This is a genomic window from Micromonospora sp. URMC 107, assembly GCF_051386315.1.
In the GTDB taxonomy this organism is placed as follows: domain Bacteria; phylum Actinomycetota; class Actinomycetes; order Mycobacteriales; family Micromonosporaceae; genus Micromonospora.
This window is the reverse complement of record NZ_JBPQTK010000160.1, coordinates 1-11,424: the sequence shown is the minus strand read 5'-3', so window position 1 is coordinate 11,424 and position 11,424 is coordinate 1. Positions and strand designations below refer to the sequence as shown.

Sequence of the window (11,424 nt, the reverse complement as noted above, 5' to 3'; positions counted from 1 at the left end):
GCGGGTCGGGGGTTCGGGGTCAGGTCACGGTGAGAGGTGGGTCGGTCAGAAGAAGCGGCGACGCTTGGCCTTCTGCGGGCGGAGCATGTCGGCGCCCTTGGTGAGCAGGCGGCTCACCCCGGTCGGGCCACGGCGGGCCTCCAGGGTGTGGCTGAGCCGGCGCGCGCCCGCCGCCGCCAACGGCACGGCGACGGCCATCATCGCCCACTGGGCAATTCGCTTCTGGATCATGTGGGTTCACCTCCGTCGGTGGCTGCTGACCACCGTGGTACCCCGTACGACCGGGCGGTAAGCCTCAGGCGGGCGGCGGGGCGACCGGGTTGGGCAGCGCGCCGCCGAAGCGGCGGTCCCGCTGCGCGTACAGCTCGCAGGCGTACCAGAGGTGGCGGCGGTCGAAGTCGGGCCAGAGCGTGTCGAGGAAGATCAGCTCGGCGTACGCGGTCTGCCAGAGCAGGAAGTTCGAGATCCGCTCCTCGCCGGAGGGCCGCAGGAACAGGTCCACCTCGGGGATCTCCGGGTGGTAGAGGTACTTCGCGACGGTCTTCTCGGTGACCTTCTCCGGGTCCAGCCGGCCCGCCGCGACGTCGCGGGCGATGGCGGCGGCGGCGTCGGCGATCTCGGCCTGACCGCCGTAGTTGACGCAGAACTGGAGGGTCAGCGTCGAGTTGCCCCGGGACATCTCCTCCGCCGTCTGCAACTCGGAGATGACGCTCTTCCAGAGCCGGCCGGCCCGGCCGGACCAGACCACCCGCACCCCGAGGTCGACCAGCTGGTCGCGGCGGCGGCGGATGACGTCCCGGTTGAAGCCCATCAGGAACCGGACCTCGTCCGGCGAGCGCCGCCAGTTCTCGGTGGAGAAGGCGTACGCCGACAGGTAGGGGATGCCCAGCTCGATGGCGCCCTCGACGGTGTCGAAGAGGGAGAACTCCCCCGCCTCGTGGCCCTTGGTACGGGGCAGCCCGCGCTCCTTGGCCCACCGGCCGTTGCCGTCCATCACCACGGCGACGTGCTTCGGCACCGCGTCGGCGGGCAGCGCCGGCGGTCGGGCGCCCGACGGGTGCGGTGTCGGCGGCACCGGCTCGCGACGCCCGGCCCTCAACGATCGGATCACTCGGTCCTCCCCCTGCTCGCGCCGTCCGCACCGGACCCGACGCCACCCGGCGGCGGGACCGGGCCGGTCGCCGGGGCGCCCCGGTCGACCAGCGGCAGCGAGCGTAGCGCGCGCTCCAGGTGCCACTGCAGGTGCGCCGCGACCAGGCCGCTGCACTCCCGGCGTACGCCGGTCTCGGTGGCGTCGGCGACCCGCCAGTCGCCGCTGGTCAGCGCGGACATCAGGTCGATGGTGGCCGGGGCGGGGTGGGCCGCGCCGGGCGGCCGGCAGTCCGGGCAGACCGCGCCCCCGGCCGGTACGGAGAACGCCCGGTGCCGCCCCGGCGTGCCGCAGACGGCGCAGGCGGTCAGCGCCGGCGCCCAACCGGCGAGCGTCATGCCGCGCAGCAGGTACGCGTCGAGCACCAGCGTGGTGGCGTGGCTGCCCTCGGCGAGCGCACGCAGCGCGCCCAGGGTGAGCTGGAACAGCCGCAGCGACGGCTCCCGCTCGACGGGGGTGAGCCGCTCGGCGGTCTCGGCGATCGCGCTGGCGGCCGTGTAGCGCGGATAGTCGCCGAGGAAGCGCTTGCCGTAGAGGTCGATGCCCTCGACCTGGCTGACCGTGTGCAGCGAGCTGCCGTGGTTGCCCTTCGGGTCGCCGGCGAGCTGGAGGTCGACGTGACCGAACGGCTCCAGCCGGGCGCCGAACTTGCTGGTGGTGCGGCGGACTCCCCGGGCCACCGCGCGCAGCCGGCCGTGCCGGCGGGTGAGCAGGGTGATGATCCGGTCGGACTCGCCGAGCTTCTGCACGCGCAGGACCACCGCGTCGTCGCGGTAGAGCTGTCGGCGGTACCCGGCCATCGGACCATTCTCTCTCGGGGTGCGGAATCAGGGTCAGCTCGGGGTGTCCGCGCGCGGAACCCCGATGCGTGGTGCGGGCCGCGCCTCGTAGCGTGCTCGCATGGCTCTGCACCGCACCGCCGCCGCGCTCGCTGCGGCCACCACCCTGATCGTCTCCGCCGGGTGCGACAACCTGTCCTTCCGCCGGCTCGACTACGACAACACCGAGGCGGTCCGGATCAGCAGCATCCGGGTGCTCCCGGGGGCCGGCGACGTGACCGTCCGCGCCATCGGCGCGCAGGACGAGGTGCGGGTCAAGCGGGTGGTGCGCTACCAGGGCGGCCAGCCCGACACGACGTACGAGATCAAGGGCACCGAGCTGGTGCTGGACACCGACTGCGGCTCCCGGTGCACCGTCTCCTACGAGGTCACCGCCCCGGACGGGGTGAGCGTGAAGGGCGAGACCGGCTCCGGTGACGTCGACCTGAGCAGGGTGGGCCCGGTGGAGATGCGGCTCGGCTCCGGCAACATCCGGGTGACCGCGTCCAGCGGCCCCGTCCGCGCCCAGACCGGCTCGGGCAACATCCAGGTCTCCGGCGCCGGTGGCCCCGTCCGGGCGGAGGCCGGCTCCGGCAACGTCGAGGTCGCCGAGGTCGCGGCCGCGGTCACGCTGCGCACCTCCTCCGGCGACATCACCGCGCACCGCCTCGACGGCGGGGTGGACGCCGAGGCCGGCTCCGGGGACGTCACCGTCGACCTCACGACACCCGCCTCGGCGCGGGTGCACGCCTCCAGCGGAAACGTCGAGCTGGTCGTACCGGCGGGCCGCTACCGGGTCCGCTCCAGCACCGACAGCGGCGACGCCGAGCTGGGCGTCACCGACGACCCGTCCGCCGCGCTGGTGCTGGACCTCTCCACCGGCAGCGGCAACGTGACGGTCACCCAGCGCTGATCTCGACGGTCTCCGGTTCCCGGGCGCCCCGGGGCGCCGGCACCACCGCCCGCCCCGTGGCCGGGCCGTCGACCCTCCGGCCGGCGGCCGGGCGGGCGGTGGCCGGGCCGTCGACCATCCCGCCGACGGCCGCGCGGGCGGGGGCCGGGCCGCCGAGCTTCCCGGCGGCGGCCGGGCGAGCAATGGCCGGGCGGGGGCGGGCGCCGGGGACCAGCTCCGGCGGTCTGCGGGCCGCCACGTCCTCGACCCAGCCGACCAGGGCGGTCACCGCCGCGACCAGCGCGAAGACCAGCGCCACCCGGATCGCCAGGCCGAGCGGGTCCTGATGCGACCAGCCCACCACGTCGACCAGCGGGGTGAGCGCCACCACGAACGGCATGTGCCACAGGTAGACGGTGAGCGCCCGCCGGTTGAACACGGTCACCACCCGGCCGAACGCGGCGCTGTGGTCCACCCAGGACGCGCTCGCCGGCCCCCGGCCGAGCAGCACGAGGACGAAGGCCGCCGACCAGAGGGCGTTGCCCAGGGGGTTGTCGTTCAGGTCGTACCCGCGCGGCCCGGGGTGGGTGACGACCCAGGCGGCCCCGGCGGCGGCGAGGGCCAGCGCGAGCGGCACCAGCACCCGGTTGGCCAGGCGGCGCAGCATGCCGGCCTGGTGGGCGAAGCCGAGCAGCCACGCTCCGAAGTAGAGGCCGAACTGGTGCAGCGCCACCGGCAGCGCCGGGAGCAGGCCCAGTTCGGCCGCCGCGAGCAGGGCGTACGGGGCGACCAGGGTGGGCACCGGGGCGCGCCGGAACAGCCAGAGGGCCACCGGCGAGGCGAGCACGAACCAGAGGTAGTCGCGCAGGTACCAGATCACGCTGAGCGCGATCGCGCCCCAGCCGTTGGCCGGCGGGTCGGCGATCGGAAAGAGCCAGAGCAGCACCTTCGGGCTCAGCGGCAGCCCGGTGAGCAGCATGGCGGGCACGAAGACGGCGGCGAGCACCCAGAGCGACGGCAGCAGGCGCCGCAACCGGCGGACGACCGCCTCGGGCCCCCACCGGTGCAGTGAGGCCGCCATCAGCGAGCCGGCGAGCGCGAACATCACCGACATCGCCGGGAAGACGAGGGTCAGCGTGGCCCAACCGGTGACGTGGTAGACGACGACTCGAACGATGGCCAGGAAGCGGAGCAGGTCCAGGTATCGGTTTCGCATCAGCCTGCATCTATGTCCGGGGGTACGGGGGCTGTCCTACCCCCTACCCTCCGCGCCGTACGCGGCAAACGACAAACACCCCACCCGGAACGTGACATCCTCCATACGCCCGACCGGGAACGATCACCCCAGACGGGGCCGCGCCGGGGCCGGGACGCGCCTGCGCCCCGGCCCCGGCGTCAGAAGCCCAGCTTGCGCAGCTGCTTCGGATCCCGCTGCCAGTCCTTGGCCACCCGGACGTGCAGGTCGAGGTAGACCCGGGTGCCGAGCAGTTCCTCGATCTGGTGGCGGGCGGTGGTGCCGACGTGCTTGAGGCGGCTGGCCCGGTGGCCGATCACGATCGCCTTCTGGCTGGGCCGCTCGACGTAGACGTCGGCGTAGATCTTCATGAGCTGGCCCTCGGGAACCATCTCCTCGACGACCACCGCGATGGAGTGCGGCAGCTCGTCGCGGACGCCCTCCAGGGCGGCCTCCCGGATCAGCTCGGCGACCAGCACCTGCTCCGGGTCGTCGGTGAGCATGTCGTCCGGGTAGAGCTGCGGCGACTCGGGCAGGTAGCCGGTCATCACGTCGACCAGGGTGTCCACCTGGTGCCCGGAGACCGCGCTGACCGGCACCACCTCGGCGAACTCGCCCAGCTCGCTGACCGCGAGCAGTTGCTCGGCCAGCCGCTTGCGGTCCACCAGGTCGGTCTTCGTGACCACCGCCAGCACGGTGGCCTTCAGCTCGGCCAGCTCGCCGGTGATGAACCGGTCGCCCCGCCCGATCGGCTCGTCCGCCGGGATGCAGAGGCCGATCACGTCGACCTCGCTCCAGGTCTGCCGGACCAGGTCGTTGAGGCGCTCGCCGAGCAGCGTACGGGGGCGGTGCAGGCCCGGGGTGTCGACCAGCACCAGCTGGGACTCCGGGCGGTGCAGGACGGCCCGGATGATGTGCCTGGTCGTCTGGGGCTTGTTCGAGGTGATGGCGATCTTCTGCCCGACGATCGCGTTGGTCAGCGTCGACTTCCCGGCGTTCGGCCGGCCGACGAAACAGGCGAATCCGGCCCGGTAGGGGCGCGGCTGGAGATCGCTCACTCCACCACCGTGCCCAGGACGGCCCCGTCCGGGGCGGCCACGTGGATCGGCGCGTCCGCGGCGAGGTCCCGTACCGCGGCGTGCCCGGCGCCGTCCAGCGTCGACGCCTCGGTCACCACCACGGCGGCCTCCAGCCGGGTCGCGCCGGCCGCCACCGCCGAGGCCACCGCGAGCTGGAGCGCGGTGATCGTCAACGAGGGCAACGAGACGCTCGCCGCGGCGTACGTCCGGCCGTCCTGGTCGCGGACCGCCGCGCCCTCCACGGCGCCCACCCGGCCACGCGCGCCCCGCGCCAGGACGACCAGCTTGCCGTCCTCGGCGCTCAGCTCGACCGGGTCGGACGGGGTGGGCCGGGCGGCCGGTACGGCGGGTGACTCAGGCATCGGCGGGTTGCCTCTCCTCGGATCGGTTCGTGTCGTCCCGGGGCTCGGCGTGCTCGCCGCGGCCCGGGCCGTTCTGTGTGTCGGTCGACTCCGCCCGGTTCACCAGCACGGTGTCGATCCGGTTGCGTCGGCCGGTGGTGCCCTCGGCGATCAGCTGGAGCCCGGCGACCTCGACCTGCGCCCCGGGGATCGGGACCCGGCCCAGGGACTGGGCCAGCAGGCCGCCCACGGTCTCCACCTCGTCGGTGGGGAGGTCGGTGTCGAACAGCTCGCCCAGGTCCTCCACCGGGAGCCGCGCGGTCACCCGCACCGCCCCGTCGTCGAGGTGCTCGACCGGCGGGCGCTCGACATCGTACTCGTCGGTGATCTCTCCGACGATCTCCTCCAGGATGTCCTCGATGGTGACCAGCCCGCCGGTGCCGCCGTACTCGTCGACGACGATGACCAGGTGGTTGCGGGCGGCCTGCATCTCCGAGAGCAGGTCGTCGACCGGCTTGGACTCCGGCACGAAGGTGGCGGGGCGCATCAGCTCGGCGACCGGGAGCTGCCGGTCCTCCGGGGCGCCGCCCTGGGTCCGCCGGATCAGGTCCTTGAGGTAGAGCACGCCGAGCACGTCGTCGACGCTCTCGCCGATGACCGGGATCCGGGAGAAGCCGGAGCGCAGGAAGAGCGCCAGCGCCTGGGAGAGCGTCTTGCGTTCCTCTATCCACACCATCTCGGTACGCGGCACCATCACCTCGCGGGCGATCGTGTCGCCGAGTGCGAAGACCGAGTGGATCATCTGCCGCTCGCCGTGTTCCACGACACCGCGCTGCTCGGCCAGGTCGACCAGCTCGCGCAGCTCCACCTGGGTGGCGAACGGCCCCTCCCGGAAGCCCCGGCCCGGCGTGACCGCGTTGCCGATCAGGATCAGCAGCGAGGCGAGCGGGTTGAGCGCCCGGCCCAGCCAGCGGACCAGCGGGGCGACGGACCGCCCGACCGCGTACGCGTGCTGCCGGCCGATGGTGCGGGGGCCGACCCCGACCACCACGAAGCTGATCACGGTCATCGCCCCGGCGGTGACCAGCGCCGCGCGCCAGCCCGCGCCGAAGGTGTCCACCGCGACCAGCGCCACCAGGGTGGTGGCGGTCAGCTCGGCGAGCAGCCGCAACAGCAGGAGCAGGTTGAGGTGGCGGACCACGTCCCCGGCGACGGCCTGGAGCGTCCGGGCGCCCCGTACGCCGTCGCGGGCCAGCTCGGCGGCGCGGGCGGGCGAGACCGCGGCGAGCGCCGCCTCGGTCATGGCGATCAGGCCGGCCAGCACCACCAGGCCGGCCGCGGAGACCAGCAGTTGCAGGTCGGGCAGGCCGGTGGCGCCGGCCGCCAGTGTCGGGGTGGTCATCACCGGGACCGGGTCGACCGCCAGCTCGCCAGCAGCCGGCCCTGGAGGGCGAACATCTCCCGCTCCTCCTCGGGCTCGGCGTGGTCGTAGCCGAGCAGGTGCAGCACGCCGTGCACGGTGAGCAGGTGCAGCTCGTCGGCGGCGGCGTGGCCGGCGGTGGCCGCCTGCTTGGCCGCCACCTCCGGGCAGAGCACGATGTCGCCGAGCAGCGCGGGCTCGCCGCCGGCGGCGGACGTCTCGCCGGGCCCGTGGTCGACGCTGCCCTCGTCCATGGGGAAGGCCAGCACGTCGGTCGGGCCGTCGCCGCCCATCCACCGGTGGTTGAGCTCGGTCATGTAGTCGATGTCGACCAGCAGCACGGAGAGCTCGGCGAGGGGGTTGACCCCCATCTCGTCGAGGGCGTGCCGGGCGACGGCGAGCACGGCGTCGGTGTCGACGTCGACACCCGACTCGTTGGCGATCTCGATGGACAACAGTCTTCCCTCGGTCTAGCGGCGCCGGCCGGCCCGGCCGCCCTGGGCGGACCGCCCCGGCACGGCGTGCACGCTCTGCGCCTGCTGGTTCTCCCGCTCGTCCCAGCGGGCGTACGCGTCGACGATCTCCCCGACCAGCCGGTGGCGGACCACGTCGGAGCTGGAGAGCTGGGCGAAGTGCACGTCCTCGACGTTCTCCAGGATCTCCCGGACCACCCGCAGGCCGCTGGTCGTGCCACCGGGAAGGTCCACCTGGGTGACGTCACCGGTGACGACGATCTTGGAACCGAAGCCGAGCCGGGTGAGGAACATCTTCATCTGCTCGGGCGTGGTGTTCTGTGCCTCGTCGAGGATGATGAACGCGTCGTTGAGGGTACGCCCCCGCATGTACGCCAGCGGCGCGACCTCGATCGTGCCCGCCGCCATCAGCTTGGGGATGGTGTCCGGGTCGAGCATGTCGTGCAGCGCGTCGTAGAGCGGGCGCAGGTAGGGGTCGATCTTCTCGTTGAGCGTGCCGGGCAGGAAGCCGAGCCGCTCCCCCGCCTCGACCGCCGGCCGGGTCAGGATGATCCGGTTGACCTGCTTGGCCTGCAACGCCTGGACGGCCTTCGCCATGGCCAGGTAGGTCTTGCCGGTGCCGGCGGGGCCGATGCCGAAGACGATGGTGTGCGCGTCGATCGCGTCGACGTAGCGCTTCTGCCCCAGCGTCTTGGGACGGATGGTGCGGCCGCGCCGGGAGAGGATGTTGAGCGTCAGGACCTCGGCGGGCCGCTCGGCGCCGCCCTGCTCGAGCATGCCGACGGTACGCCGGACGGCGTCAGTGGTCAGGGTCTCGCCTTTCTCGATGAGCTCGAGCAGCTCGCTGAAGATCCGCTCGGCGAGGGCGTTGTCGGCGGGGGCGCCGGTGATGGTGATCTCGTTGCCCCGGACGTGCACGTCGCTGTCGACCGAGCGCTCGACCAGTCGCAGGATCTCGTCACCCGCGCCGAGCAGGTTGACCATGATCTTGGAATCCGGGACGGTGATCCTGGTCTGCACCCGGGGCGGGCCGGGAGGTGGGGTGCCGGTCATAGGTCGGGCCGAGGGGCCCTGCGCCACCTGCTCTCGATCTCGGCGCCGGGCCTGCTGGCGCGGCGCGCTGACGTTCCTGCCATCTTATCTTTCCAACAGCGGTGACACCCTGCCCATTTCCGCGCCTGCGGCACGAGCGGACCGGACGGGGCAGGTGGGACGGGAGCGGACCGGACGGGGCGGCTCCTCGGCCGCGCCCCGTCCGGTCGCGCGCCCGTCAGGAGCCGGCTCGGAAGTCGTACCGCTCGAAGGTCTCCTGGTGCCGGGTGAACCGGTAGGTCGCCCAGTGCATCCGCACCACCGTGCCGTGCTCGTCGCGGGTCAGCCGGAGCAACTCCCCCGCCTCCCGGCCGGAGACCGTGCGGAACACGTCCGGCCGGTCCGGCAGCGGGACGAAGACCGACGGTGGCCTGCCCGCCGGATCGTCGGCGCCCCGGGCCCGCAGCTCGCCGTCGTGCCAGGAGAAGACGTACTCGAAACCCTCTCCCCACCAGCGGCCGAGCAGCCCGCGTACGCCCTCGGGGGCGGGCGGGCCCGGCTGCCACGGCGCGATGTCGGCCGGGTCGTGCTCGACGGCGGCGGCCAGCAGCCGGTGCGGCAGGTCGAGGAGATCGCCGGCGGTGCCGGAGGAGCCGAGCACCGCGACCCCCATCGCGCCGGGAGTGCCCTCCCCGCCCCGCCGGCCGTAGACGCCGGCCAGGAATCCGGGCATCGCGCCGTCGTGGCCGACGTGCATGATCCGCTTGCCCTGCGGCACCAGGATCAGCCCCAGCCCGAAGCCGCCGGCCCAGAGCGTCTCGTCGGTGACCGTCGCCGGCCAGCGCATCTCGTCGAGCGTGGCCGGGGCGAGCACGGCGCCGGCCGGGTCCAGCGCCGCCGGGTCGGCGAGGAAGGCCGCCCAGCGGGCCATGTCGGAGGCGGTGCTCCAGAGCTGCGCCGCCGGACCGAGCGCCCCGAAGTCCGTCGGCGGCTCGGGGTGCGCCTCGTCGGAGTAGGCGTCGACCAGGAAGCCCGTCGCGGCGTGCGGCCCGGGCGTCACCGAGGTCCCGGCCAGCCCCAGCGGGGTCAGCACCCGCTCGCCGAGCACCTCCGGCCAGGTGCCGCCCCGCAGGTGGCCGACGAGCCGGCCGAGCAGCGCCATGCCGAGGTTCGAGTAGTGGTAGCGGCGGCCCGGGGGCAGCACCCGCTCGGCCCGGGCCAGGTCGGCCACCAGCCCCTCGACGTCCGGCGCGCGCAGGGTGTCCCAGACGTCGCCGTACGGCTCGCGTTGCAGGCCGGCGGTGTGCGACAGCAGCCGGCGCACCGTCAGCTCGCCGTGGGCCGGCAGGTCCAGGTGCCGGCCCAGCGGGTCGTCGAGGTCGAGCAGGCCGTCGTCGCGGCACTGGAGCGTCAGCACGGCGGTGAACGTCTTCGTGACCGACCCGATCCGGAACCGGGTGCCCGGCCCCAGCTCGGTGTCGTTGCCGGTCCCACCCACGGCGCACGTCCAGAGCGGGCGGTCCGCCCGGTGCAGGGCCGCCGACACCGCCGGCACCCGGGCCTGCGACTGGACCGTGCGCACCAGCCGGGACAGGCGGTCGCCGACCGCCGTCACGCGAGGTTCCGGGCCAGCATCGGGCCCAGTGGCGCCCCGCCGAGCACGTGCGCGTGCACGTGGAAGACCTCCTGGCCGCCGTACGCGCCGGTGTTGAACATCAGCCGGAAGCCGTCGCCGAGCAGCCCCTCGTCCTCGGCCACCGCGGCGGCTGTGGCGAGCACCTCCCCGGCCAGCGCCGGGTCGCCCTGGGCGAGCGTCGCCACGTCGGCGTAGTGCTCCTTCGGGATGACCAGCACGTGCACCGGCGCCTTCGGGCCGATGTCGCGGAAGGCGAGCGTGGTGGCGGTTTCCCGGACGATCGTGGCCGGGATCTCCCCGGCGACGATCCGGCAGAACAGGCAGTCGGTTCCCATCGGGGCAGTGTAAGGACGGGCGCCTCGTCGACGCCTGCCGTGCGGCAGGTGACCCTTCCCCGCGAACGGACGGGACGGCCGGGCATGATGGCCGGCGTGACTTCACGGGCGGTACTGGTGACGGGGGCCTCGCGCGGCATCGGGCGGGCGGTGGCGACCGCGTTCGCGGCCGGCGGCGACCGGGTGGCGATCCACCACCGGGACTCGGCGGAGCTGGCCGAACGGCTACGCGCCGAACTGCCCGGCGAGGGGCACGTGGTGGTCCGCGCCGACCTGACCGACCCGGACGCCGTACGGGCGATGGTCGACGAGGCGGCCGGCCTGCTCGGCGGGCTGGACGTGCTGGTCAACAACGCCGGCGTGTACGGCGAGCGGGACGCCCCGCACCCGGTCTTCGGCGCCTCCTACGAGCAGTGGCGCGCGCAGTGGCGGCTGGTGCTGGAGACCAACCTGACCGGCGCGGGCAACGTCATCTGGTGCGCGGCGCAGCACATGCGCGACCGGGGCGGCCGGATCGTCAACGTCTCCTCCCGGGGAGCCTTCCGGGGCGAGCCGGAGCAGCCGGCGTACGGGGCGAGCAAGGCGGGTCTGAACGCGCTGGGACAGTCGCTGGCGGTGGCCCTCGCCCCGTACGGCATCGCGATCGCCACGGTCGCCCCGGGCTTCGTGGAGACCGACATGACCACCGGGCACCTGAGCGGGGAGCGGGGTGCCGCGATCCGGGCGCAGAGCCCGTTCAACCGGGTGGCCCGCCCCGAGGAGATCGCCGCCGCCGTCCACTGGCTCGCCTCCCCGCAGGCGGAGTGGGCCTCCGGCACCATCGTCGACCTCAACGGCGCCTCCTACCTGCGCAGCTGACCGCCCGCCCCCACTCCCCCGTCGCGCCACGCCCGTCTCGCCACGCCGGTCTCGGCGATCATGCAGTTGTGGTGCCCCACAAAAACCGCGACAACGCACATTCCGCCCACCACTACTGCAAGATCGTCGTGGGGGGACGGGGACGGGCGCGGGGAC

The 11,424-nt window shown here is 73.8% G+C and carries 13 protein-coding genes; 2 read left to right on the top strand and 11 right to left on the bottom strand.

Annotation, left to right across the window (positions count from 1 at the left end):
- Positions 1–45 precede the first annotated feature (45 nt).
- The 3 genes from ACSNN9_RS25370 to recO form a co-directional block, all read right to left on the bottom strand.
- Complete coding sequence (locus ACSNN9_RS25370; protein ID WP_311413809.1) at positions 46–231, bottom strand: hypothetical protein; 186 nt, start codon at positions 229–231, stop codon at positions 46–48.
- 64 nt (positions 232–295) lie between these two features.
- A complete protein-coding gene (locus ACSNN9_RS25365) occupies positions 296–1,075 on the bottom strand; it encodes an isoprenyl transferase (RefSeq protein ID WP_358091185.1) in 780 nt (259 codons plus the stop codon).
- Between the two features lie 32 nt (positions 1,076–1,107).
- Positions 1,108–1,950: a DNA repair protein RecO gene (gene recO, locus ACSNN9_RS25360; RefSeq protein WP_436675725.1), complete on the bottom strand. Its 843-nt coding sequence runs from the start codon at positions 1,948–1,950 to the stop codon at positions 1,108–1,110.
- A gap of 100 nt (positions 1,951–2,050) precedes the next feature.
- Here recO and ACSNN9_RS25355 point away from each other — a divergent pair, with 100 nt between their 5' ends.
- On the top strand, positions 2,051–2,881 hold the full coding sequence (locus ACSNN9_RS25355) for a DUF4097 family beta strand repeat-containing protein (protein ID WP_436675724.1): 831 nt from the start codon (positions 2,051–2,053) through the stop codon (positions 2,879–2,881).
- Here ACSNN9_RS25355 and ACSNN9_RS25350 read toward each other — a convergent pair.
- The 8 genes from ACSNN9_RS25350 to ACSNN9_RS25315 form a co-directional block, all read right to left on the bottom strand.
- Positions 2,868–4,076, bottom strand: coding sequence for an acyltransferase family protein (locus ACSNN9_RS25350; RefSeq protein ID WP_436675723.1), 1,209 nt, complete (start codon positions 4,074–4,076; stop codon positions 2,868–2,870). The two genes, ACSNN9_RS25355 and ACSNN9_RS25350, sit on opposite strands and share 14 nt — an antisense overlap.
- A 179-nt stretch (positions 4,077–4,255) precedes the next feature.
- On the bottom strand, positions 4,256–5,152 hold the full coding sequence (gene era / locus ACSNN9_RS25345) for a GTPase Era (RefSeq protein ID WP_436675722.1): 897 nt from the start codon (positions 5,150–5,152) through the stop codon (positions 4,256–4,258).
- Entirely contained in the window at positions 5,149–5,535 is a 387-nt protein-coding gene (locus ACSNN9_RS25340) for a cytidine deaminase (protein ID WP_357871933.1), read from the bottom strand. The genes era and ACSNN9_RS25340 overlap by 4 nt, the downstream gene beginning before the upstream one ends.
- On the bottom strand, positions 5,528–6,940 hold the full coding sequence (locus tag ACSNN9_RS25335) for a hemolysin family protein (protein ID WP_436675726.1): 1,413 nt from the start codon (positions 6,938–6,940) through the stop codon (positions 5,528–5,530). Before ACSNN9_RS25335 ends, ACSNN9_RS25340 begins: the two co-directional genes overlap by 8 nt.
- Positions 6,916–7,389, bottom strand: coding sequence for an rRNA maturation RNase YbeY (gene ybeY / locus ACSNN9_RS25330; protein WP_436675721.1), 474 nt, complete (start codon positions 7,387–7,389; stop codon positions 6,916–6,918). The genes ACSNN9_RS25335 and ybeY overlap by 25 nt, the downstream gene beginning before the upstream one ends.
- Before the next feature lie 15 nt (positions 7,390–7,404).
- On the bottom strand, positions 7,405–8,460 hold the full coding sequence (locus tag ACSNN9_RS25325; protein WP_357871936.1) for a PhoH family protein: 1,056 nt from the start codon (positions 8,458–8,460) through the stop codon (positions 7,405–7,407).
- A gap of 217 nt (positions 8,461–8,677) precedes the next feature.
- Entirely contained in the window at positions 8,678–10,054 is a 1,377-nt protein-coding gene (locus ACSNN9_RS25320) for a serine hydrolase domain-containing protein (protein WP_436675720.1), read from the bottom strand.
- On the bottom strand, positions 10,051–10,410 hold the full coding sequence (locus ACSNN9_RS25315) for a histidine triad nucleotide-binding protein (protein ID WP_357871942.1): 360 nt from the start codon (positions 10,408–10,410) through the stop codon (positions 10,051–10,053). Before ACSNN9_RS25315 ends, ACSNN9_RS25320 begins: the two co-directional genes overlap by 4 nt.
- A gap of 96 nt (positions 10,411–10,506) precedes the next feature.
- Between ACSNN9_RS25315 and ACSNN9_RS25310 the strand changes: the two genes are divergently transcribed.
- Positions 10,507–11,268: an SDR family NAD(P)-dependent oxidoreductase gene (locus ACSNN9_RS25310; protein ID WP_436675719.1), complete on the top strand. Its 762-nt coding sequence runs from the start codon at positions 10,507–10,509 to the stop codon at positions 11,266–11,268.
- Positions 11,269–11,424: the final 156 nt, after the last annotated feature.

Excerpts from the sequence above, each read along its gene's own strand:
- ACSNN9_RS25370 (WP_311413809.1), bottom strand. The coding sequence starts at position 231 with ATGATCCAGAAGCGAATTGCCCAGTGGGCGATGATGGCCGTCGCCGTG.
- recO (WP_436675725.1), bottom strand. The coding sequence starts at position 1,950 with ATGGCCGGGTACCGCCGACAGCTCTACCGCGACGACGCGGTGGTCCTG.
- ACSNN9_RS25355 (WP_436675724.1), top strand. The coding sequence starts at position 2,051 with ATGGCTCTGCACCGCACCGCCGCCGCGCTCGCTGCGGCCACCACCCTG.
- ACSNN9_RS25350 (WP_436675723.1), bottom strand. The coding sequence starts at position 4,076 with ATGCGAAACCGATACCTGGACCTGCTCCGCTTCCTGGCCATCGTTCGA.
- ACSNN9_RS25340 (WP_357871933.1), bottom strand. The coding sequence starts at position 5,535 with ATGCCTGAGTCACCCGCCGTACCGGCCGCCCGGCCCACCCCGTCCGAC.
- ACSNN9_RS25325 (WP_357871936.1), bottom strand. The coding sequence starts at position 8,460 with ATGACCGGCACCCCACCTCCCGGCCCGCCCCGGGTGCAGACCAGGATC.
- ACSNN9_RS25315 (WP_357871942.1), bottom strand. The coding sequence starts at position 10,410 with ATGGGAACCGACTGCCTGTTCTGCCGGATCGTCGCCGGGGAGATCCCG.